A 22940-nucleotide genomic window follows, 5' to 3' on the forward strand; every position below is an offset into this window, starting at 1 on the left:
GAACATCCTTGAGGAGCCCCTGCTTTGCAGGCTGCTGTCACCGTCACCCCTGCCCGTCTTCCGGAACTTCTCCTCGGTCTCGCCACCGTGCGGCCCGTGTTCGTCTGGGGTGCCCCCGGCATCGGAAAGTCCTCCCTGGTGCGGGACTTCGCCGAATCGCTGGGCCTTGAATGCGTGAGCCTGCTCGGCACCCAGCTGGCGCCCGAGGACCTGATCGGCGTACCGCAGATCCGGGACGGGCGGTCGGTGTTCTGTCCGCCGGAGACGATCGCCCGTGACGAGCCGTACTGTCTGTTCCTGGACGAGCTGAACGCGGCCACCCCGGATGTGCAGAAGGCGTTCTACTCGCTGATCCTGGACCGCCGTATCGGCAACTACGAGCTGCCCAAGGGGTCCATCGTCATCGGGGCCGGCAACCGCGCCACCGACAACGCGCTCGCCCGCCCGATCGCCTCCGCGCTCGTCAACCGCCTCACGCATGTGCATCTGGAGGCCTCGCCCAAGGACTGGCTGGTCTGGGCCGGGAACAACGGCGTCCACCCGTGGGTGGTGGACCACCTCACCGACCGCCCGGACCACCTGTGGTCCAAGCCGCCCAAGACCGAGGAGCCGTTCTCCACGCCCCGCTCCTGGCACATGCTCTCCGACGCGCTGCACTCCTTCGGGCACGGCCTGGACGAGGAGACGCTGAAGGTCCTCGCGCACGGCACGCTGACGCCCGCCCACGCGACCGCGTTCTGCGGCTACGTCAAGATCGTCCGCAGTCAGTTCGGCATCGAGGCGATCATCAAGGGCGACGCCCGCTGGCCGAACCGGCTCGAGGACCGCGATCTGCTCTACTACCTCGCCGACTCCTTCCGCGGCCGGCTGATCAAGGAACTGCCCGTCAGCAAGGAGCACATGTCGGCGAGCGGCCGTCAGACCGCCTACCGGGCCAAGTCGCTGCTCGTGCAGCTCGCGGAGATCTCCGTCGAGGTCGCCCAGACCGTCATCGCCTCCGACGCCGACGGCAATCCCGTACTGCCCTCGTGGTTCCTCGTCGAGGCGGCGCGGGACATGCCGCGTCTGGTGGAGGCGCGCCGGTGAGCCGTAACCGGCCCAAGAAGCGGGACCTCGCGGCGGAGGCCTTCGCCGAGGGGATGCGGCTGGTGAAGGCCAACCCGGCCCTTGCGGCCGTCGAGTTCGATGTCTGCCGCCACGAGGACTGCGCACTGGCCCCGCGCGAAGGACTCGTGCGCGTCACCTCCTCCGCCACTCTGCACGTCCACCCCGACCGCGTGGCCGACCCCGCCGCCTGGGCCTGGGCCCTCGCCCACGCGATCCTCCACCTCGGCTTCGGCCATGTTCCCGCGGCCAAGGGCGAGCGCGTGCAGCCCGACGCCTGTGACCTCGCCGCCCGCTGCGTCGTCGTCAACCGCTTCCTGCTCGGCTTCACCATCGGCAAGACCCCGGAGGACCTCCCCACCGCCTACCCCGACGGCGACGAGGAGCAGCTCGCCGCGCGCTGGCGCCGCGACGGCATCCCGCCCGTGTACGAGCGCTGCGGCACCGCGGGCGACGAGGCCGACCTGCTGCTCGTGGAGTGGCGCGGCTGGTACGGGCAGCCCCCGGACCACCAGCTGGCCTTCGCCACCGCGCTGACCCGGACCGTGTCCGCGGCGATGGACATGGCGGGCGGCCGCCGCGCCTTCCTGGCCGACGAACCGGTCCGGCAGCGCCCCTGGCAGCACGCCCTGAGCTGGTTCATCTCCTCCTACCCGCTGCTCGCCGGGATCGCGGCCGGCATCAAGCTGATCGCCGACGCCGAACTCGCCCGCGCCCACGGCATCTCCGTCGCCGCGGTGAACGCCGAGGCGGGCGAGATCTACATCAACCCGCTCTCCTCCTTCGAGGACGAGGAGTGGCGGTTCATCCTCGCCCACGAGATGCTGCACGCCGCCCTGCGCCACAGCGACCGTTGCGGCACCCGCGACCCCTACCTCTTCAACGTCGCCTGCGACTACGTCATCAACGGCTGGCTGAAGGAGATGGACGTAGGCACCATGCCCGAGGGGCTGTTGTACGACGCCCAGCTCGCGGGTCTGTCCGCCGAGGAGGTCTACGACCGTCTCGCCGGCGATCTGCGCCGGATGCGCCGACTGGCCACCCTGCGCGGCAAGGGCGTCGGCGACATCCTCGGCGGCCCGCTGTGCCCGCCGGGCGACTTCGTCGACCTCGACGAGTTCTACCGGCGCGGCCTGTACCAGGGCCTCGACCTGCACCAGCGGCAGGAACGCGGCTTCCTGCCCGGCGGACTGGTCGAGGAGATCCGCTCGCTCAGCCATCCGCCGGTGCCCTGGGACGCGCAACTGGCCCGCTGGTTCGACGAGTTCGTGCCCCGTCCGGAGCCGGTACGGACGTATGCGCGCCCGGCGCGCCGCCAGGCCTCCACGCCCGACATCCCGCGCGCGGGGCGGTACTTCCCGCCGGAGGAGATCGCGCGCTGCACCTTCGGCGTGGTCCTGGACACCTCCGGCTCCATGAACCGGATCCTGCTCGGCAAGGCGCTCGGCGCCATCGCCTCCTACGCCGAGGCCCGGGACGTCCCCGCCGCGCGGGTGGTGTTCTGCGACGCGGCCCCGCACGACGCGGGCTATGTGCCGGTCACCGAGATCGCGGGGAAGGTACGGGTGCACGGCCGGGGCGGCACCGTGCTCCAGCCGGGCATCGATCTGCTGCACCGCGCGGACGACTTCCCGCCCGGCGCGCCGATCCTGGTCATCACGGACGGCTGGTGCGATGTCCTGCGGGTGCGGCGCGAGCACGCCTATCTGATTCCGCAGGGGGCCCGGCTGCCGTTCACCGCACGCGGGCCGGTCTTCCGGGTGAGCTGAGCCGGAATGTGATCGGATGGTGCCCACGGACCCCGAACACGGGACCTCACCGAAGGGAATCATCGTGGCAACCACGCGCTCCGCACACACCGTGTGGGAAGGCAACCTGTTCCAGGGCAACGGCGTCGTCACCTTCGACTCCTCCGGCGCCATCGCCGCGCAGCCGGTGTCGTGGCCGTCGCGGGCCGAGGCGGCGAACGGCAAGACCAGCCCGGAGGAGCTGATCGCGGCCGCGCACTCCAGCTGCTACTGCATGGCCTTCTCCAACGGCCTGGACAAGAACGGCACCCCGCCCACCAAGCTGGTCACCTCCGCGGATGTGACCTTCCAGCCGGGTGAGGGCATCACCGGTATCCACCTCACCGTCGAGGGCACGGTGCCCGGCATCAGCGAGGAGGACTTCCTCGCCGCCGCCGAGGACGCCAAGGCCAACTGCCCGGTCAGCCAGGCCCTCAAGGCCGTCCCGATCACCCTCACCGCCAAGCTCGCCTGAGCCGCGAGAACAGCACGTCGCGCAGGCCGCCCACCCCGGGCGGCCTGCGCGACGTCGGTTCGGGGTATGACATGGACGCCGATGAGTCGGAAGGACTGTGATGGTGACGGGAACGGCAGGCAGCGCCACGGTGCTTGACTCCGCCACTCGGGAACTCACCCGTATTCTCCTGTTGTTCAGCCTGGGCTGCCGTGTCCGCCCGCCCGGCCCCGCCCCGGAGGGCCTCGTCGACCGGTTCCCCTTCGGCCGGTTCAGGCCGCATCTGGAGTCCGGCGAGGCGGTCCTGCCGGTACCGGTACTGACCGAGCGGATAGCCCCCGGCGACCTGAAGCTGCCCGACGGTGACCACGGCCTTACCCTTGCCTCCGTCGACCTTCTCGTCGTCGCCACCCCGCGCGGGGACGCCACACTGCTCCTGGACTGCGAGTTCGCGGGGGACACCGACCCGCTCGCCGTCGCCTCCTGGCTCGCCACCACCTGCTTCGAGCGCGAGCACCTGGAACTCGGCGACCGGCCGCTGCTGGAGGTGCTGAAGGAGCGGCTGGGCCTGACGGACCCCCTCACCTTCGGCCTCAACGTGCACCAACTCGTCTACCCCGGCGGCCGGTTACGCGAGGAACTGCTCGCCCACGCCGACGAGTCCCGCCGGTCCGCGCTGCTGAACAGGATCATCTACCGCGGCAAGATGCCGGCCGAGGCCGCTGATCGGCTCACGGTCAGCGTGCCGCCCAACCTCAAGAACCACGGCGTCACCCTCTCCGCCCACGGCCGCGGAGTCTCCGTCCAGGCGGGCTGGGCCACACACGTGGAGAACGGCCTGGCCGTCGTCGCCCTCGGCATGATCTCCGCGCTCGCCGTCCTGCAGCGCACCCGGCTAGCGGCCTTCGCGATGATGAAGCAGAACGAACAGGCCCTGACCGACTCGCCCTCCGAGATCCGCACCCTGATCTCCCGCCTGTCGGACGGCGTCAACGAGCTCCAGCTGGACCTCGCCTTCGGCGTCGAGGCGTACGTCGACAGCCTGCTGATCCCGGAGATGCTCACGGAGGGCTTCCAGTCGTCGCTGCGCGACACCCTCGGCATCCGCGACAGCCTCGACAACTCGGCGCGCATGGTCGAGCGCCTGACCTCCGTCATCAACGCCCGCTCGGCCGCCCTGGACGCAGCCCTCGCCGAACGCGACGAGCGGCAGAACCGCGTCATCTCCGCCCTGGTCGCCGCCGCCACCCTGATCGCCCTGCCGCCGACGCTGCTGCTGGCGTTCTTCGGCGTGAACGCCACGAACGTGGACGAGGGCCGATCCATCCTCGACCTCGGCCGGTACGGCGCCGCGTACGCTCTGGCCTGGCTGCCCTTCGTCGTTCTGGTCGTGATCGGATACTTCCTGCTCCGGAGGGTCAGCAGACGGCCCGGCACCCTGCTGCCCGCGTCCGACCCGCCGACCGCTCCGGTGCCCGCACCACGTACCTCGACCGGGAGTTGACCGATCATGCCGCGACGACCCGCCGTCTCCGCCCACCGCGGCGGCTCCGAACGCGCAGGGGCTGCCACCTGGGAGGCGTACGAGGACGCGCTGCTCAGTGGCGCGGAGTACGTCGAGTTCGACATCCGGCGGACCGCTGACGGGGTCCTCGTCGTCTACCACGACGCCCGGGCCGACCACACCGGGCCGCCGCTGTCGACGATCACCCACGCCGAGCTGAGCGAGCGCACCGGATACGCGGTGCCGGTCGTCGACGAGGTCATGGAGCTGATCGCGGGCAGGCTCGTCGGCCATCTGGACCTCAAGGAGGTCGGCTACGAGCGCGAGGTGATCGACCGGGCCGTCGCCCTGCTCGGCGAGGGCGGCTTCGTCGCCACCACCCTGGAGGACCGTTCCGTCGCGGCGATCTCCCGGGCGTTTCCCGGGGTGCGCACGGCCCTCTCGCTAGGCCGGAACCGCGATGAGATCGGCTGGGCCCGGCTCCCGGGGACCCGGCTCAGCGAGCTGCTGCCGATGCGGCGGGTGCGTGCCTGCGGGGCCGGCGGAGTCGCGGTGCACCAGCAGCTCGCCCGGGCCAGCGTGCTGCGGGAGGCGACCCGGAACGGCCTGTTCACCATGGTCTGGACCGTCAACGACGACACCCTGATGCGGACCTTCCTCGACCATCCCCGCGTCGACGTGCTGATCACCGACCGGCCCCGGCGGGCCGTGGCCCTGCGCGGCGAGCCCCGGGAGCCGGAGCGCGTGATCGGCTGAGCCTACGCACCCTGGGTACCCGCACCATTGACAAGAGCGCACTCAAGTTTTGTGCTGGAGTTCGGGTAGTGCCCTGGCGGAAGGGGACAGCGATGGGACGTGCGGTCGGTATCGATCTCGGGACCACGAACTCGGTGGTGGCCGTGCTGGAGGGCGGCGAACCCACCGTCGTCGCCAATGCGGAGGGGGCCAGGACCACACCGTCGGTCGTGGCCTTCGCCAAGAACGGCGAGGTGCTCGTCGGTGAGGTGGCCAAACGGCAGGCGGTGACCAACGTCGAGCGGACCGCCCGCTCGGTCAAGCGCCACATGGGCGACGGCGACTGGCGCTTCCCGCAGGAGGGCTCCATCGACGGCACCCGCTACCGTGCCCAGGAGCTGTCGGCGCGGGTGCTGCAGAAGCTGAAGCGGGATGCCGAATCCTATCTCGGCGAGGATGTCACCGACGCCGTGATCACCGTCCCGGCGTACTTCGACGACGCCCAGCGGCAGGCGACCAAGGAGGCCGGGGAGATCGCGGGCCTGAAGGTGCTGCGGATCATCAACGAGCCGACCGCCGCAGCCCTCGCCTACGGACTGGACCGGGGAGAGGAGCAGACCGTCCTCGTCTTCGACCTCGGCGGCGGCACCTTCGATGTCTCCCTGCTGGAGATCGGCGACGGAGTCATCGAGGTCAAGGCCACCAACGGCGACACCCACCTCGGTGGCGACGACTGGGACCAGCGGGTCGTCGAGCATCTGGTGAAGAAGTTCAAGGGGCAGTACGGCATCGATCTGGGCAACGACAAGATGGCCGTGCAGCGGCTGCGCGAGGGTGCCGAGAAGGCCAAGATCGAGCTGTCCAGCTCCTCGGAGACGACGATCAACCTCCCCTACATCACCGCCTCCGCCGAGGGTCCGCTGCATCTCGACGAGAAGATGACCCGCGCCCAGTTCCAGGAGCTCACCGCCGATCTCCTCGACCGCTGCAAGACCCCCTTCCACCAGGCGGTCAAGGACGCCGGGATCAAGCTCGCCGCGGTCGACCATGTGATCCTCGTCGGTGGCTCGACCCGGATGCCCGCCGTCACGGAACTGGTGAAGGAGCTGACCGGCAAGGACCCGCACAAGGGCGTCAACCCCGACGAGGTCGTGGCGGTCGGCGCCGCGCTGCAAGCGGGTGTGATCCGCGGTGACGTCAAGGATGTGCTGCTGCTCGACGTGACCCCGCTGTCCCTCGGGATCGAGACCAAGGGCGGCATCATGACCAAGCTGATCGAGCGCAACACCACGATCCCGACTCGGCGTTCGGAGATCTTCACGACGGCCACCGACAATCAGCCCTCGGTCGGCATCCAGGTCTACCAGGGCGAACGCGAGATCGCGGCCTACAACAAGAAGCTCGGCGTCTTCGACCTGACAGGGCTGCCGCCCGCGCCCCGAGGGGTTCCGCAGATCGAGGTCGCCTTCGACATCGACGCCAACGGCATCATGCACGTCTCCGCCAAGGATCTCGCCACGGGGCGCGAGCAGAAGATGACCGTCACCGGTGGCTCGGCGCTGCCCAAGGACGACATCGACCGGATGATGCGGGATGCCGAGCAGTACGCGGAGGAGGACCGCCAGCGGCGGGAGGCCGCCGAGACCCGCAACCAGGCCGAGCAACTCGTCTACCAGACCGAGAAGTTCGTCCGTGACAACGAGGACAAGGTGGCGGCCGACACCAAGTCCGAGGTGGAGTCCGCCGTTGCCGAGCTGAAGGGGCTGCTGGAACGGAACGCCGAGACCGGGGAGTTGCGCACCGGCGTCGAGAAACTCGCCACCGTCAGCCAGAAGATGGGGCAGGCGATGTATGCGCAGGCCCAGTCGGGGCCCACGGAGGAACAGCCTCCGGAGGAGGAAGGCGTGGTGGACGCGGAGATCGTCGACGACGAGAAGGACCAGAAGGGAGGGGCCGCCTAGTCAGGCCGGCCGTACTTGTTGCAGCGGTAGCGCCGGCGTGGTCATCAGCGCATCCCGGGGCGTGCGGTCGGCAGCGTGGCGCACACGGCGTCGAGGACGGCGGCGTACGGTGTGCCGAAGTCGGTGAGCCGGGAGCGGAGTTGCTCCAGACCGTCGCGGTGTTCGGTGAGCAGCTCGGTGTTGCCGGTGCGGGCGGCGAACTCCAGGACCGCGGGCAGGAAGTCGGGCAGCTCCTCGCCGCTGAACTCCAGGCCGTGCTCCCGGTAGACGTCCTTGAAGCGCACCAGCGACATCCCGCGCCGCCGGGTGTCCCCGTCCCGCCACCAGCTCAGATACAGGCTGTGCCGGTTCTTGAAGTCGAAGACCCGCACATAGTGCGCGGCCAGCTCCTGGGCGTCGGTCACCGCCGCGTGGTCGGTGAACTCCCTCAGCTGGGGAGCGGCTTCGCGCAGCAGCGGCAGCCGGGCGCGGAAGTCGTCGTCGGGGTAGGTCAGGCAGAGCGCAGCCGCCTGGTACAGCACCGCATCCGAGGGCATCAGGCCTCCTTCGCGTCGTCCGACATCTGCCTCTTGCGAACGGGCCATCGCCCCCATGCCGGGACCGTGTTCGTAGTCGAGGGAGCAGTCTGCGGCAGAGCCGACTCCTCAAGGTGTCGCGCGTCGCCGACGGCAGCGGTCGGGATCACATGCCGGTCCTCGTACTTGGCGATGGCCAGCAGTCCATCAAAGCGTCCGCCTCGCGCCCGCCGGTGATCTTGACGCTGTGCAGGTCCGGTGCGAACCCGGTGGGCGGTATCCGGGTGTCGGTCACGTGCGCTCCCTTGCTTGGCCGTGGCTTCGAACCTAGGGCGGAGCCGGGGAGCGCACCTGCTGACGGCACCCGTACGGGTCAGACCTTGCGGGCCACCCCCGCGTACACCGGCACGATGCCCTCGGCCCGGCGGCCACGTCCTCCGGGTCGGGGCGCCGGCCCGAGAACCGTGTCGGGGTCACGGACGTCCGCGTGCAGACAGTGCGTGGCGCCCCAGGTGGAGCTGATCCAGCAGCGCCTCGGCGTGCCGCAGCACGATCGGGTCGGTGTCGACGTACACGACCCTCGACTCCGCGGTGATCGACTGGGCCACCTGGTGCAGATTGGGCTCGGTCGGGGTACCGGTGCCGATGTCGAGGAACTGACGGATCCCGGCCGGTTGTCCTTGCCGCCCGGCCACCAGTCGTACACCCGGGCCGGATGCGGCCGGCTGGTGTCGATGTCCGTCAGGCGGTGTCGTCTCCCCGGGGCTCAGAAGTCCGCGCGGCGCTCCCTCAGGAGCTTCTTCGTGCGGTCCGCGGAGGCGGCGCCCGTGGACATGTGGTCCAGGACCTCCAGGTGGGCCGCGACCTCCGTGCGGGAGTCCAGGTACAGGGCGCCGGTCAGATACTCGGTGAAGACCATGTCGGGCAGCTCGGGCTCGGCGAAGCGGAAGAGGGTGAAGGGGGCGTAGGTGCCGGGGTGCGGGCCGCGGGCGAATTCGGCGACCTGGAGGGTGACGCGGTCGCGCTCGGCGAATTCCAGGAGCCTGTCGAGTTGCTCGCGCATCACCGAGGTGCGGTCGCTCACCGGCCGCCGCAGCACCGTCTCATCCATGATCACCCAGACGTGGGGGCGGTCCGGGCTGTCCAGCAGCCGCTGTCGCTCCATGCGCAGGGCCACATGGCGCTCGATCGCCGCGGGACCGGTCTGCCCTATCGTGCCCGCATCCAGCACGGCACGCGCGTAGTCCTCGGTCTGCAGCAGACCCGGCACGAAGTGCGGCTCGTAGGAGCGGATCATCCGCGCCGCGCCCTCCAGGCTCACATACAGGCTGAACCAGTCCGGCAGTACGTCGTGGTACCGCTGCCACCAGCCCGGCTGGTTCGCCTCCTCGGCCAGTGAGACGAACGCGGCCGCCTCCTCCTCGGGCACCCCGTACGTCTCCAACAGCACCTGTACGTAAGGGATCTTCAGGGAGACCTCGGCCATCTCCATCCGCCGTACCGTCGCCGAGGCCACGCGCAGGACCTTCGCGGCCTCCTCGCGCTTGAGCCCGGCCGCCTCCCGGAGCTCCTGCAAGCGCTTCCCGAGCACCACTTGCCCCACGGTCGGCGCGGGCCGCCGCTCACTCACGCCACGCCTCCCCTACGCGCCGAAGTACCCGTGCAGTGTGCCACGTTCCGCTTCCGCTCTCACCGGTTCGACGGTGAGGCGCTCGCCACTGCCCGCCCCGGCATTACCCGGGAGGTAATCGACCCTGTCCGGCAGGCGCGGGATCGTTGCCTCACCGGGCTCCGGATCGGCGCACTCCGATCCGGAACTCGGGTTCCGCTGCCGTAGATCAGACCCGACGGAGGGTGATTCGTCATGTCCGCGACCCAGCTTGCCGCGCTTGCCCGGACCTCGGAGCCGCAGGCCGTGCTCCGCCGGTTTCTCGCTCTCGACGCGGTGGTGACAGGCGCCAACGCCCTTGCCTACCTTGCCGCTTCCGGGCCGCTCGGGCGGCTGTTCGGGGTCGACTCGACGCTGCTGCTCGAACTCGGCGTGTTTCTCGCGGTGTACGCCGGCGGCGTCGGGTGGCTGGCCTCCCGCGCCCGGCCCGCCACCTTCCCGGTACGGGTCGTCATCGAGGCCAACTTCGCCTGGGCCGCGCTGAGTCTGCTCGCCCTCGCGGTGTGGCTGTCGCCGACCGCCACCGGCGCGGTGTGGACCGTGATGCAAGCGCTCACCGTCGCCGCGTTCGCCGCGCTTCAGCACATCGCGCTGAAGGGACGTCAGGGCATCAGTGACTGAAGGTACTTGACCGTCGCCGGGTCGGCCGGGAGCAGTGTCTCGATGGCCAGCTCGGCGACGGTCACGTCCATCGGGGTGTTGAAGGTGGAGATCGAGGAGATGAAGGACAGCGTCCGGCCCTCGTGCTCGATCTGGAGCGGGAGCGCGAAGTACGGGACCGGGACGGCCGGTTCCTCGCTCGGGTCCGCATCCGGCACGGGGTAGGCCGCGACCTCCTCGTACAGCTTCCGCAGCGGTTCCGAGCGGTGCAGGGCGATCTGCCGCTGCATCTGCTCCAGCAGATGGCCGCGCCACTCCCGGAGGTTGCGGATACGCGGTGCCAGGCCCTCGGGGTGCAGAGTCAGGCGCATCGCGTTCAACGGGGGAGCCAGCAGATGCTCGGGGATGCCGTCGAGCAGCATCAGGATGCCCCGGTTGGCCGCGAGGACGTTGTACATCGCGTCCACCACGATCGCCGGGTAGGGCTCGTACCCCTGGATCAGCCGCTCCATGCCCTGGCGTACGGCGTCCAACGCCGGGTCGTCCAGCGGGGTCTCCGGATAGTGCGGGGCGTAACCGGCGGCCAGCAGCAGGGCGTTGCGCTCGCGGACCGGCACGTCCAGGTGCTCGGCGAGCCGCAGCACCATCTCCTCGCTCGGCCGGGAACGGCCCGTCTCGATGAAGCTGATGTGCCGGGCGGAGGAGTCTGCGCGCAGCGCCAGCTCCAGCTGACTGACCCGGCGCTGCTCCCGCCAGGCCCGCAGCAGCGGCCCGACGCCCCGTTCGGTGGAAGTGGCGGTCATGGGACGACCGTAGACACGCACCGGCACGCAGGGGAAGCCACCCCTGCTGACCAGGGCTTCGGCAGTGTCTCTGTGGCAGTCTTGAAGGGCACCCGTCGATGTTGAGGCGCAGCCCAGGAAGGAGCGGCGTATGGCCGTGGAACCGCTGTCGCAGAAGGAGATCGAGGACCGCCTCGCGGAACTGCCGGGCTGGTCGCTCGACGGGGACCGCCTAGCGCGTTCCTACCGGCTGCCCTCGCACTTCTCGGCCACCGCGATGGTCGTCCACATCGCCCAGGTCCAGGAGGAGCTCGACCACCACTCCGACCTCACACTCGGTTACAACACCGTCTCCCTGACCGTGAACACGCACAGCGTGGGCGGCGCGGTCACCGAGAAGGACTTCGAGCTGGCACGAAGGGTCGAGGAGCTGGCTCCGGGGCACGGCGCCAAGACTCCGGGCCACGGCGCCAAGACTCCAGGGCACGGCGCCAAGGCTCCGGGTCACGGGGCCGAGTGAGGGGCGCGTGCTCGACTACGACAAGGAAGCCGACGCCTACGACTCCTCCCGCGGCGGTGAACCCCGGGCCGCGGCGGCTGCCGATGCGGTCCTCGGCCTGATCCCGGACAGTGCCGTGAGCCTCCTCGACCTGGCCTGCGGCACCGGCATCGTCACCCGGCGGCTCATGGCGGCGCGGCCCGCGCTGCGGGTGACCGGCGCGGATCTGACGTACGGCATGGCCCGGATGGCCGCGGCCCGGCTGCCCGGTGCGGTGGTGCTGGCGGACAGCCGGCGGCTGCCCTTCGCCGACGGGACCTTCGACGCGGTGACCAGTGTGTGGCTGTTGCATCTGCTGGACCGGGGCGATGATGTGGGCGCGGTCTTCGCCGAGTGCGCCCGGGTGCTGCGGCCCGGCGGGGTGTATGTGACCACCGTCGACAAGGCGGCCTCCCATGACGTCGGCAGCGACATCGATGCCGTGCTCCTACCGCGCCCGCGCCGCCCCGCCCCGGATGCGGCGGCCCGCGTCGAGGCCCGCGCCGCCGAGCACGGTCTGGACCTCGTCGGCAGCGCGAGCTTCCCCGGCCTCGGTCAGGGCCGCAGCCCCCGTGGCACCGCGGCCGACCTGCGCCGCGGCTGGTTCACCCAGCTCCCGCCCGGCGGCCCGCTCACCGAACGCTTCGCCACCGAGCTGGAAACCCTCCCGGACCAGGACCGGCGGCGACCCGACCCGGTGTTCAGCGTGCGGGCGTTCCGGAAGCCCGGGTGAACTCCATGACCCAGTTGGTCAGCCAGGACTCGCCGCCGTCGAGGGAGAAGGCCTGCTCCCAGCGGGCCGTGGTGGCGGAGACGCCGGACCAGACGAACCGCACGCGCACGTCCTTGCCGTCGTGCGTGTCGTCGCCGTAGAACTCGCCGCGCTCGCCCTCGAAGCGGCCGAACACGGGCGGGAACAGCTTGCCGCTGCGGTTGGAGGACCAGTTGAGGGACCACAGCCCGGTCTCGTGGTCGAACAGCCGCAGGGTGAGCCCCTTCGCCCCGAGGTGCGGCATGTCGATCTCGTCGATGTTCGCGGCGCCGTCGAACAGGCTCCAGCAGCGCGAGGTGCTCGGGAACTCCTCCCAGTCGCTGTCCGGGTCGAGGAAGTCGGTACGGCGGCGGTGGTGGGCGTCCCAGTCGCCGTGGAAGAAGTCGAAGTCGTGGGCCGTGCTCATGAGCGGTCTCCTGTGGTTCCTTCGGGCAGGGAATCGGCCAAGTAGGCCTCGATGTCGGGGGTTTCGGGCGCGAGTATGTGCCGTACCCAGGCGTCCCGTTCGTGCAGGATCGGCGGCAGCTCCCAGACGCAGCCGATCCAGGGCAGCTCCGGCGTGATGAAGTGCGCCGGGTCGCGGTCCGGGCAGCCGAGGACCGGCTGGCCCGCCGCCGCGCCCCGGAAGTGCAGCACGTTGTCCCACACCCAGCTGTAGGCGTTGAGATAGGCGCCGTCGTCGCCGCCCCGGTGCAGTACGACGAAGGTCGCCGGGGGTGTGCCGTCCGGCTCCGGCAGCAGCTTCGGCAGGATCGCGTACGCCGCCTCCGCCACCTCCGGCGCGATGCCGTCCGGGTCGGCGGTGACGTGGTAGCGCTTGATCCGCCGTCCCGCCACCTCGATCGGCGGCGGCACGGTCAGCAGTTTCTCCGTGAAGGGCATGCGGTGCACGTTAGGACCGCTTCACTGACATCCTGTGTCAGTGAAGTCCAGCCGACTCGTCTCGATCCTCCTGCTGCTCCAGACCCGCGGCCGGATGACCGCCGCCCAGCTCGCCGAGGAGCTGGAAGTCTCGGTGCGGACCGTCTACCGGGACGTGGAGGCGCTTGGCGCGGCCGGAGTCCCCCTGTACGGCGATGCCGGGCACGCCGGTGGCTACCGCCTCCTGGACGGCTACCGCACCCGGCTCACCGGACTGACCGCCGACGAGGCCGAGGCCCTCTTCCTCGCGGGCGTCCCCGGACCCGCCGCCGAACTGGGCCTCGGCTCGCTGCTGGCCGCCGCCGAGCTGAAGGTCCGGGCCGCCCTCCCCGTCCAGGCCGACCGGATCAGCGCCCGCTTCCACCTCGACGCCCCCGGCTGGTACACGGACGCGGAAGAGACCCCGTTCCTCCCGCAGGTCGCCGACGCCGTCTGGAACAGCCGCGTCCTGCACATCCTGCACCGCCGCTGGCGCGAGCCCACCGATGTGGAGCGCCGCCTCGAGCCGTACGGACTCGTCCTCAAGGCGGGCCGCTGGTATGTCGTGGCCGGACCGGGACCGCGTACCTTCCGGGTCGATCAGATACTCCAACTCGATGTCACAGAAGAGGAGTTCAGCCGCCCAGACGACTTCGACCTCGCCGCGTACTGGGCGGCGTACCAGCGTGACTTCCAGGACCGGCTGTACCGGAGCGAGGCGGTGGTACGGCTGGCGCCGGGGCGGACGCTTCCCAGAGCGAGCAACTTCCGTACAGAAGAGGGCGGTTGGACGAGGGTCACCGTCCCCATCGAGTCCGTCGACCACGCCCACGGGGAGTTCCTGCGCCTCGGTACGGATGTCGAGGTGCTCGAGCCCGCCGAACTGCGCGCGAAGATCGCCCGTACCGTCGCCGAACTGGCCGAGAAGTACGGCAACTTCACGGCCGACGGCGGCGACTGAAGGGGAACGGAACCCGTCCGTCCTCCCAGGAGGTACGTCTCGTGCAGCACCCGCACAAGCACCGCAGACGCAGGGTCGTCCTGTCCGCACTCGGCGCCACCGCGGCCCTGTTCGCCGCCGGGCTGACCGCGCTCACCGGCGCGGACGCCGCCGAGGCCGCCACCGCACGCCAGGTCGAGGCCCTCGACCGGGGTGTGGTGAGCGTGTACACCGGCAGCGGCAACCTGGTCAGCTGGCGCTGGCTCGGCACCGACCCCGACAGCGTCTCCTTCAACCTCTACCGCGCCGGTACCAAGGTCAACGCGACCCCGATCACCGGCTCCACCAACTACTTCCACTCCGGCGCCCCTTCGCACGCCGACTACACGGTCCGCGCGATCGTGAACGGCGTGGAGCAGGGCGACTCCGTCCACGCGATCCAGTTCCGCACCGGATACAAGGACGTCCCGATCAGCCCGCCGGCCGGGGGCACGACACCCGACGGGGTGGCGTACACCTACGAGGCCAATGACGCCTCCGTCGGCGACCTCGACGGCGACGGCGCCCTCGATCTGGTCCTGAAGTGGCAGCCCACCAACGCCAAGGACAACTCCCAGTCCGGCTACACCGGCAACACGATCGTCGACGGCATCAAGCTCGACGGCACCCGGCTGTGGCGGATCGACCTGGGCCGCAACATCCGCTCCGGCGCCCACTACACGCAGTTCCAGGTCTACGACTACGACGGCGACCGCAAGGCCGAGGTCGCCATGAAGACCGCCGACGGCACGGTCGACGGGGCGGGTACGGTGATCGGCAGCTCCTCGGCCGACTACCGCAACTCCAGCGGGTACGTCCTGTCCGGGCCCGAGTATCTGACCATGTTCAACGGGCAGACGGGACGGGCGATGCAGTCCGTCGACTACGTCCCGGCACGCGGCACGGTCTCCTCGTGGGGCGACTCCTACGGCAACCGGGTCGACCGCTTCCTCGCGGGTACGGCGTACCTGGACGGCTCCCGTCCCTCCCTGATCATGGCCCGCGGCTACTACACCCGTACGGTCATCGCGGCCTGGGACTGGCGGGGCGGCTCCTTCACCCGTCGCTGGACCTTCGACACCAACTCCTCCACCAACTCCGGCAAGGGGTACGACGGTCAGGGCTCCCACAGCCTGTCGGTGGGGGACGTCGACAACGACGGCAGGGACGAGATCGTCTACGGCTCGATGGCGGTGGACGACAACGGCAACGGCCTGTGGACCGCGAAGACGGGACACGGTGACGCTCAGCACCTGGGCGATCTGGACCCGTCGACCTCAGGTCTGGAGTACTTCAAGGTCTCCGAGTCGACGTCCCAGCCCGCCGAGGTGTACCTCAACCCCGCGAGCGGCGCGATCCGTTGGAGGCTCGCCGCCTGCTGCGACAACGGGCGGGGAGTGGCCGGGGACATCTACGCCGGGAACGACGGCGCGGAGGTCTGGTCGGCCTCCGACACGAGCATCCGGGACGAGGCCGGTGCCACCAAGGGCCGTGAGCCGTCCTCCGTCAACTTCCTGTCCTGGTGGGACGGGGACACGGTCCGTGAACTCCTCGACGGCACCAGGATCGACAAGTACGGCACCTCGTCGGACACCCGGCTGCTGACCGGCGCCTCGGTCCACTCCAACAACGGCACCAAGGCGACCCCGTCCCTGTCCGGCGACATCCTCGGCGACTGGCGCGAGGAGGTCATCTGGCCGACCAGCGGCAACACGGCCCTGCGGATCTACTCGACGCCGCATGAGACGAGCACCAGGATCACGACCCTGCTGCACGACACGATGTACCGCACGGGGCTCGCGTGGCAGAACACGGCCTACAACCAGCCGCCGCACCCGAGCTTCTTCCTCGGCAACGGCATGGCGACGGCGCCCCGGCCGGTGGTGTACGCGCCCTGAGCACATTTTTATCACAAGGGCTCCACATTTCATGACTCCCCAGGGAAGATTCGCTTCTAAGCACCACTTCCCTGGGGGGATCACGAGTCAGCAGTTCACGCCGCCGCCCATGCCCGGATACGGGCCGCCGATGGCGCCCCCGCCGCCGAAGGGACCCCGCACGGCCCTGATCGCGACGGCCGCCGCCGTGGTCGCCGCGGTGCTCGCCGCCGCCATCACGGCCGGGGTCACCGGCGGCGACAGCGAGGAGGCCAAGCCCGCGCCCACGGTCACCGTCACCGAGACGGCCCCGGCGGCCGATGAAGAGGCCGAGGCGGACACCGGATCCGAGCCCGCCGCCGAGGAGGCCGGCAGCGGCGACGCCTACAGCCTGACCGACACGGTGGCCTACGAGAACGACGTCGAGGTCAGCCTCTCCGGCTTCGGCCGCGGGGTGTCGAGCGAGTACGCGGCGCCCGAGAACACGCCGTACGTGAAGTTCACCATCAAGGTGGTCAACAACTCCGACGCGACCGTCGACGCCAACGAGATGACCGTCAACTGCGCCTACGGCGACGAGGGCAAGGAGGGCGAGGCCATCTACGACGACGGCCTCGACGGCCTCCCCGACACCCGCATCCTGGCCGGCCGCTCCCTCTCCGTGCCCTGGGCCTGCGAGCTGCCGAAGAAGGAGACCTTCCTCCAGGTCGAGGTCGCGCCCGACTGGGAGTCGGAGGAGTCCGTCTTCGCCGGCGATGTGAAGTGACGAAGAGGTGCGCGCGCCGACCATGGCACGCGCCCCTCGGGGTTCAGCTCACCGTGCAGTTCTGCTCACCGACCTTGAAGGCGGTCGGTTTGCCGTTCGTGCCAGTCCAGTTGCCGGTGAAGCCGAAGCTCACCGACGAACCGGCCGCCACATTGGCGTTCCAGCCCACGTTCTTGGCCGTGACCGAGGAACCCGACTGCGTGTGCTCGGCGTTCCAGATCTGTGAGATCGTCTGGCTGTTGGGGAAGGACCAGTTGAGGGCCCAGCCGGACCAGGCGCTCGTCCCGGTGTTGGTCAGCTGTACATCCGCCTGGAAACCGCCCTGCCACTGATTGGTGATCTTGTACGTCACCGCGCAGGCGCCCGTCGGAGTCGGGTCGGGTCCGGGATCCGTACCGCCGCCGCTGTCGGAGGAGTCGCCGTAGATGATCCCCCGGCCGTTGGTCGCGATGTAGACACGGCCGTAGACCCGAGGGTCACCGGTGATCGCCGCCCCGGTCCAACCCCACTGGTGGGCATCGTCGTTGATCCGGGTCCAGGTCGCGCCCTGGTCGGTGGAGCGGAAGATGCCGCGCACGCCGCCGATCTTCGCGCTGGTGTAGAGCGTCTGGTACGAGGCTCCCGTGGCCGCCTTGCCGAAGCCGATGGTGTCGGCCTGCTCGACGTTCGTCAGCTTGGTGAAGCTCGTGCCGCCGTTCGTCGAGTGCCACAGCCCGTACGCGCCGTCGCTCGCGCCGCCCGCCAGCCACACATCGCCCTTGGCGCCGGGCAGCGCCTTGAAGCGGACGCTGTCGCCGCTCGGCAGTCCGGTGGCGGCGGAGGCGGTGAAGGTGGCGCCGCCGTCCGTACTGACGTAGAACTTCCCGGACTTGAAGCCGTAGAAGACCTTCGGGTCGACGCGGTCGGACTCCACGATCGCGCCCGCCGGGATCCCGGACGAGGCCGACCAGGAGGTGCCGAAGCCGGTCGCGTAGTGCACGCCCGCGCCCTGCGGGCTCCAGACGAACCCGCTGCCGTCGGCCGCCGCCGCGACCGTGCCGCCGCCGCTGACGCCCGAAGGGTCGGTGCCCGCGAACCAGTTGGAGCCGTTGTCGGTGGAGAACGCGATGTGCGGGCCCGAGTCCAGGTTGCCGACCCGCACGACCGTGTTGGGGTTGGACTCCGCGAAGTCCAGACTGGTCGTCGAGGTGAAGTTCGGCTGGGTGTACATCATCGCCGGCACCTTGGTCAGATCCGTGTGCCGGAAGCCGCCGATGTCACCGAGGGCGCTCAGCAGCGGGGCGCCCGACGGGGGAGCGGCCAGGTCGTTGACCGCCGTCTCCTCCAGGCCCTGCACCATCGGCTTGATGGTGAAGGTGGATCCGCCGTCCCAGTTCGTGAGGTTCTCGGTGCCGTAGATCGTCGCGCCCGTGCCGTACATCATGCGATTGGAGTTGAAGGGGTCGATCTCCAACGCCTCGGTCATCCAGCCGAGTTTGGGTGTCTGCTCCGGCGGCGCCGGATTCGCGTTCCAGGTCAGCCAGGGCGAGGACGAGACGTCCATGGTGTAGCGGTTGGAGCGGTCGGGATACGACGTGTAGTCCCAGGCCTTCGTCCAGGTGGCGCCGCTGTCGGTGGAGCGGAAGATCTGGGTGTCCGGCCACCAGGAGCTGTACGCGGTCGCCATGACCGTGCCGGGATCCTGCCGGTCGACGGTGAGGCCGCTGAAGCCGTAGTAGGTGTCGGCCTCCGCCACCGGGCTGATGTTCGTCCAGGTGCCCGTCGCCGTCGCGTACCGCCACAACTGGCCCTTGCCGCCGTCGTAGGGGCCGCCCTTGTCGCTGTACGACAGATAGAGGTAGCCGTTCTCCGCGTCCAGGACGCCCTTGTGGGCGAGATACCCGGTCGGCTGCCCGGCGACGCGCGACCAGGTCGCGCCCCCGTCCGTCGAGCGGTACACCGCGTTGTCCTTGTCGGCGACCCCGACGTAGATCGTCTGCGTAGCGTTGCCCGAGGTGCCCGTGGACTCGTCGAAGGTGACCCAGACGATGCCCTGGTTGTCGGAGGCATAGCCGCTGGTGTCGCTCGGATCCTGGGCGTAATTGCCGACGTTGGGGAAGTTAGTCACCTGCGACCAGCTCGCGCCGGAGTCGGTCGACCGCCACAGACCCTTGCCGCTCGGCGCGCCCAGATAGAGCACGCTGTTCTTGTTCGGATCGATCGCGAGGCGCTCACCCATACCCCGGCCCGGCATGTTCCCGCCCAGCTTGAACGGCAGGTCCGCCTTCTGCCAGCTCGCGCCCCGGTCCGAGGAACGCAGCACGGCTCCATTGCCCGGGTCCCAGCTGTTGGTGTACGTCCCGACAGCCGCGTACACCTTGTTGGGGTCGACCGAGTCGGAGGCGAGGCTGACGACGCCGGTGTGACCCCAGTTGTCCCAGCCGACCGAGTCCAGCAGCGGTGTCCAGGTCTTCGACGAGTCCACCCAGCGGTAGGCGCCGCCGATGTCGGTGCGGGCGTAGGCGAGGTTCTTCTCGGTGCGGTTGAACACGATGCCGGGGACGAATCCGCCGCCGTCGATACGGGCGTTCTTCCAGGTGTAGGTGTCGGCCGTGATCGACACGGACTTCTCGGCGGGCTCGGTGGCGGCCAGCGCGGGGGAGGCGCCCGAGAGCAGCCCTGCCGCGAGCGCCAGGACGGCCGTGAGGATGCGGGTTCTTCGCACGGGGAGTCCTTTCCGGTGTGGGGATGGAAAGCGCTTTCTCATTCGAGCGAGATGTGCCGGGCGGCCCCCCGTGCGGGAGGGGACCGCCCGGCCGTCCGGCCTCGCCGTCAGGTGACGAGACCTGGTACCCGGAGCTCTTCGGGCGCCGTGGAGCGCCTGGCGGGGGCTGGGTTATTCGAGAAGCTCCGCGTACGAACCCATGGCCAAGGCGATGTCCGCCTGGGCCCAGAACCGGTGATACGTGAACGAGGGAACCGCGCCGCCCGCCAGATACGACTCGATCTTCGACCACGCCGGGTCGTCCTCGTAGAAGGAGCGGATCGAGTCGAACGTCGACGACGAGTTGATCGCGTCACCGTTCGGCATCGTCCCGGTCCAGCCGCTCGGGACGTAGACCGAGTCGTCGAAGCGGTTGTAATCCGCGCGGTTCTCCAGAACGGCGATGCCGAGGGCATCCTGGTGGTTGTCCCACATGCCGTCCAGCAGCGCCTTCGCCGTCGTCGCCGCCGCGGTGTCACCGGAGCGGTCGGCGTAGTACGTCAGGGTCTTGGCGTACGCGGCCGCCACACCGACGTCATTGGTGTAGTCGGCGACGGTGACGTGAAGTCCCGTATTGGCACCGGGGTTGGTGGCGTTCCAGGTGTCGGGCTGACCCGACCACTGGAGCGTCGACGGGATCCGGTACGTGCCGTCCGGGTTGACGGTCGTGTGCGCGATCGCCCAGTCGACCCACTTGTCGAGGACCGCCTTCGCCGCTGCGTTCCCCGTCTGCTGGTAGTACTCGGCCACCCGCTCCATCGACCACGCCTGGAAGCCGAACCACTGGTTGGACGGCGGGTCGTGGTAGACGGGCTGCTGGTCGTAGTACATGCCGTAGAAGGTCGACTTGCCGGCCGGCGGAGTCGCGTAGCGGCCCGCCCAGCTGTTGGTCGCGCCGCCCGCGATCGCGCCCTCGCTGGACTGGAGCCAGCGGTAGAACTCGATCTGTCGCTCCAGGGACTTGGCCCAGTCCGCCTGCCCCGTCGCCGACTTGGGCTTCAGGTCGGCATAGCTCGCGAGAGCGTACGCGGCCATCGGGTTCTGGTAGCCGCCGTGCGCATGGCTGGAGCCGATGCGCCAGGCCCAGCCCGCCGAGGTGTCGGTGGCACCGCCCCAGGCGTAGTACCAGGACAGCAGATAGTGCGAGGAGTCCTTGCCGGTGCCGGCCGGGCAGGCCGACGGTCCGACGCAGTTGCCCACCTTCTTGAAGTACTTGTCGTACATCGCGTACCGCAGATAGTCGCCCATCTTCGCGGCCTTGGCGACGGTCGCGGAGATCTCGCCGCCCTTGCCCTGCGCGTCGGCCCACTTGTCGGCCCAGTAGGCGGCCTGCACCGCACGCGCGTCGGCGTCCGGGGCGTTGGTGAACTTCCACTGCTTGGCGTAGGAGGCGTCACCCGTGAACAGGTCCAAGTACCCGTTCGTACCGCCGTACTTGAAGGCGTCACAGGTCGGTTGCGGCACCGTCTCCCACACCGACTCCTGCGCGCCGCGCTGGAAGGTGTTGATGTACGACGGACCGGTGTCCGAGGGGCCCGCCTCGCACTTGCCGGGCGAGTTGCCGTAGCCGTAGACGTTGTCGACGTCCTGGAGCCAGTGCATGCCGTAGACGTCGTCCGTGCCGTACGCGCTCTTCAGCTCCGCCGCGATCGGGTCGGATCCGACCGAGATCCCGGTGTCCAGCTTGGCCGGGTACTCGTTCGGGGTGTCCAGCTCGGGCGCGTAGGTCGCGGGCTTGGAGGCGTTGTAGAAGGAGTTGGTCGGCTGGTCGGCGTGGGTCGGGATCATGTACTTCTCCATGATCTCCCAGGCGCCGTTGAACTTGGTCCAGTCGCCCGTGACCTTGCCGTACATCGCCTGCAGCCACAGCAGATAGCTGTAGGCCTCCGACGTGGTCTCATGGCCGTGGTCCGGGGCCTCCACGATCAGCGTCTCGACCGAGTGGTAGGGGATGCCCTCGGGTGAGAAGTAGCCGTTCGCCGGGTTGGTGATCTTCCCGTACAGCTCCAGGAAGCGGGCGTCGTACTCACCCGACGCCTCGATCTGAGTGACCGTCACCGCAGCCTTCGCATGGCCGTTAGCGGTCGACTCGAAGGTCGCCGCACCCGTCCCGGAGGAGTCGGCGGTGATGGTCACGCGCTGTGCGGTGTTCCAGTTCGACGGGGTGAAGGTGAGCGAGGCCCCGCCCGTGACCGACAGACCCGAATTGCCGCTCGCGCGGGCGGTGGTGACGGTCACGTTGGCCGACGGCTGCGTGGACAGCTTGATGTCGTACGTGCCCGTCTCGCCCTGCTGCACGGCGAGTTGGTTGGTCGAGGCCACCACGGCGGGACCCGAGGCGACCGTGATACCGACCGGGGTCGACTCCGCGGACGCGCCCAGGCTGTCGTACGCCTTCGCCAGCAAGGAATGACTGCCCACGGTCAAACTGGAGACGGAGAGCGAGTAGGGCGCGCTCGTGTCCGTGCCCAGCAGCGTGGTGTCGTCGTAGAACTCGACCTTGCTGATCGTGGCGTTGTCGGCCGCCGCCGCGGTCGCCGCGAGCGGCACCGCGTCCCCTTGCGAGTAGACGGCACCCGCGGCCGGGCTGGTCAGCACCGTGATCGGGGGCTGATGGGTACCGGTGCAGGTGGTGCCGTTGATCGCGAAGGAGGCCGGGGCGGCATTGGTGCCGCTGTAGCTGAACTGCGCCCCGGTGGAGACCGCGGCGCCGGCCGCGATCCGTCCGTTGTACGAGGCGTTCTGCACGGTGATGTTCTGACCGGACTGCGACCAGGTCCCGTTCCAGCCGTTGCTGAGCTTCTGGTTGCCCGTGTAGGCGTACGTCAGGGTCCAGCCGTCGATCACATCCGTGCCGCGGTTGGTGATCGTCAGATCCGCGGTGAAGCCGGAGCCCCAGTCGTTGGTCTTGTAGTCGACGCTGCATTGCAGCGGCGCCGCCTGCGCGGGCGTCGTGCCCGTGGCGAGCAGGGTGAACGGAAGCGCCAGGGCAGCGACGACGGCCGTCCAGGCGCGCCGTACCACTCTTCGTCTCCGGGGTGGGGGATGCATGTGCTGGTTCCTCCTTGCGGCTCGGAGAAGTCAAGGCTTGAACCAGTGGGAGCGCTCCCATAGTGGGGACGAGGGTGCAAGGGGTCAAGACGCTTGAAGAGTCGAAAAGATTCGACGAACGGGGTTGAGTAAAAGTCAAGGAACTCCCCTGTCCTTTACTGTCACTTGGCGCTAGCTTCGTTGACACCAGTGGGAGCGGTTCC

At 69.6% G+C, this 22940-nt stretch carries 18 protein-coding genes and 2 pseudogenes; 12 read left to right on the forward strand and 8 right to left on the reverse strand.

Annotated features, from left to right (window positions below):
* Positions 1 to 24 precede the first annotated feature (24 nt).
* The 6 genes from OHT76_RS35135 to dnaK all read left to right on the forward strand — a co-directional run bounded on the left by OHT76_RS35135 (position 25) and on the right by dnaK (position 7545).
* A complete protein-coding gene (locus tag OHT76_RS35135) occupies positions 25 to 1086 on the forward strand; it encodes an ATP-binding protein (RefSeq protein WP_328874891.1) in 1062 nt (353 codons plus the stop codon).
* Positions 1087 to 1139: 53 nt separating this feature from the next.
* Positions 1140 to 2873, forward strand: a complete 1734-nt coding sequence (locus OHT76_RS35140) for a vWA domain-containing protein (protein WP_328876703.1) — start codon at positions 1140 to 1142, stop codon at positions 2871 to 2873.
* 64 nt (positions 2874 to 2937) lie between these two features.
* A complete protein-coding gene (locus tag OHT76_RS35145) occupies positions 2938 to 3366 on the forward strand; it encodes an OsmC family protein (RefSeq protein WP_328874892.1) in 429 nt (142 codons plus the stop codon).
* Between the two features lie 100 nt (positions 3367 to 3466).
* On the forward strand, positions 3467 to 4849 hold the full coding sequence (locus OHT76_RS35150) for a CorA family divalent cation transporter (RefSeq protein WP_328874893.1): 1383 nt from the start codon (positions 3467 to 3469) through the stop codon (positions 4847 to 4849).
* Positions 4850 to 4855: 6 nt separating this feature from the next.
* Entirely contained in the window at positions 4856 to 5605 is a 750-nt protein-coding gene (locus OHT76_RS35155) for a glycerophosphodiester phosphodiesterase family protein (protein ID WP_328874894.1), read from the forward strand.
* Positions 5606 to 5697: 92 nt separating this feature from the next.
* Positions 5698 to 7545 carry a molecular chaperone DnaK gene (gene dnaK / locus OHT76_RS35160; RefSeq protein ID WP_328874895.1) on the forward strand — a complete coding sequence of 616 codons (1848 nt, stop codon included), beginning with the start codon at positions 5698 to 5700 and terminating at the stop codon, positions 7543 to 7545.
* Between the two features lie 44 nt (positions 7546 to 7589).
* Here the strand turns inward: dnaK and narJ are convergent, their stop codons facing one another.
* The 3 genes and pseudogenes from narJ to OHT76_RS35175 all read right to left on the reverse strand — a co-directional run bounded on the left by narJ (position 7590) and on the right by OHT76_RS35175 (position 9690).
* Complete coding sequence (gene narJ / locus OHT76_RS35165) at positions 7590 to 8081, reverse strand: nitrate reductase molybdenum cofactor assembly chaperone (RefSeq protein ID WP_328874896.1); 492 nt, start codon at positions 8079 to 8081, stop codon at positions 7590 to 7592.
* A gap of 436 nt (positions 8082 to 8517) precedes the next feature.
* Positions 8518 to 8805: pseudogene (locus tag OHT76_RS35170) on the reverse strand (SAM-dependent methyltransferase); the annotation flags it as partial.
* Positions 8806 to 8826: 21 nt separating this feature from the next.
* Positions 8827 to 9690, reverse strand: a complete 864-nt coding sequence (locus OHT76_RS35175; RefSeq protein WP_328874897.1) for a helix-turn-helix domain-containing protein — start codon at positions 9688 to 9690, stop codon at positions 8827 to 8829.
* A gap of 234 nt (positions 9691 to 9924) precedes the next feature.
* Here OHT76_RS35175 and OHT76_RS35180 point away from each other — a divergent pair, with 234 nt between their 5' ends.
* Entirely contained in the window at positions 9925 to 10350 is a 426-nt protein-coding gene (locus tag OHT76_RS35180) for a hypothetical protein (RefSeq protein WP_328874898.1), read from the forward strand.
* On the opposite strand, the gene OHT76_RS35185 is transcribed toward OHT76_RS35180, so the two are convergent.
* Entirely contained in the window at positions 10332 to 11132 is an 801-nt protein-coding gene (locus OHT76_RS35185) for a helix-turn-helix domain-containing protein (protein ID WP_328874899.1), read from the reverse strand. The genes OHT76_RS35180 and OHT76_RS35185 overlap by 19 nt on opposite strands.
* Positions 11133 to 11262: 130 nt before the next feature.
* On the opposite strand from OHT76_RS35185, the pseudogene OHT76_RS35190 reads away from it, so the two are divergent.
* Positions 11263 to 11562 (forward strand): annotated as a pseudogene (locus OHT76_RS35190) (4a-hydroxytetrahydrobiopterin dehydratase); the annotation flags it as partial.
* A gap of 76 nt (positions 11563 to 11638) precedes the next feature.
* Positions 11639 to 12382, forward strand: coding sequence for a class I SAM-dependent methyltransferase (locus OHT76_RS35195; protein WP_328874900.1), 744 nt, complete (start codon positions 11639 to 11641; stop codon positions 12380 to 12382).
* Here OHT76_RS35195 and OHT76_RS35200 read toward each other — a convergent pair.
* Together OHT76_RS35200 and OHT76_RS35205 are read right to left on the reverse strand one after the other, a co-directional pair.
* A complete protein-coding gene (locus OHT76_RS35200; RefSeq protein ID WP_328874901.1) occupies positions 12351 to 12827 on the reverse strand; it encodes a hypothetical protein in 477 nt (158 codons plus the stop codon). The two genes, OHT76_RS35195 and OHT76_RS35200, sit on opposite strands and share 32 nt — an antisense overlap.
* On the reverse strand, positions 12824 to 13303 hold the full coding sequence (locus OHT76_RS35205) for a hypothetical protein (RefSeq protein ID WP_328874902.1): 480 nt from the start codon (positions 13301 to 13303) through the stop codon (positions 12824 to 12826). Before OHT76_RS35205 ends, OHT76_RS35200 begins: the two co-directional genes overlap by 4 nt.
* Positions 13304 to 13343: 40 nt before the next feature.
* Between OHT76_RS35205 and OHT76_RS35210 the strand changes: the two genes are divergently transcribed.
* The 3 genes from OHT76_RS35210 (at position 13344) to OHT76_RS35220 (ending at position 16943) form a co-directional block, all read left to right on the forward strand.
* On the forward strand, positions 13344 to 14282 hold the full coding sequence (locus OHT76_RS35210; RefSeq protein WP_328874903.1) for a helix-turn-helix transcriptional regulator: 939 nt from the start codon (positions 13344 to 13346) through the stop codon (positions 14280 to 14282).
* A 41-nt stretch (positions 14283 to 14323) separates the two neighbouring features.
* Complete coding sequence (locus OHT76_RS35215; protein ID WP_328874904.1) at positions 14324 to 16198, forward strand: rhamnogalacturonan lyase; 1875 nt, start codon at positions 14324 to 14326, stop codon at positions 16196 to 16198.
* Positions 16199 to 16307: 109 nt separating this feature from the next.
* The gene (locus tag OHT76_RS35220) at positions 16308 to 16943 is read left to right on the forward strand and encodes a hypothetical protein (RefSeq protein ID WP_328874905.1); all 636 of its coding nucleotides are present in this window, start codon (positions 16308 to 16310) and stop codon (positions 16941 to 16943) included.
* A 43-nt stretch (positions 16944 to 16986) separates the two neighbouring features.
* Here OHT76_RS35220 and OHT76_RS35225 read toward each other — a convergent pair whose 3' ends face one another.
* Together OHT76_RS35225 and OHT76_RS35230 are read right to left on the reverse strand one after the other, a co-directional pair.
* Complete coding sequence (locus OHT76_RS35225) at positions 16987 to 19647, reverse strand: cellulose binding domain-containing protein (RefSeq protein ID WP_328874906.1); 2661 nt, start codon at positions 19645 to 19647, stop codon at positions 16987 to 16989.
* A 171-nt stretch (positions 19648 to 19818) separates the two neighbouring features.
* On the reverse strand, positions 19819 to 22737 hold the full coding sequence (locus OHT76_RS35230) for a glycoside hydrolase family 48 protein (protein WP_328874907.1): 2919 nt from the start codon (positions 22735 to 22737) through the stop codon (positions 19819 to 19821).
* Positions 22738 to 22940: the final 203 nt, after the last annotated feature.

Origin of the sequence: Streptomyces sp. NBC_00287, from assembly GCF_036173105.1 — a bacterium.
Taxonomy (GTDB): Bacteria; Actinomycetota; Actinomycetes; order Streptomycetales; family Streptomycetaceae; genus Streptomyces.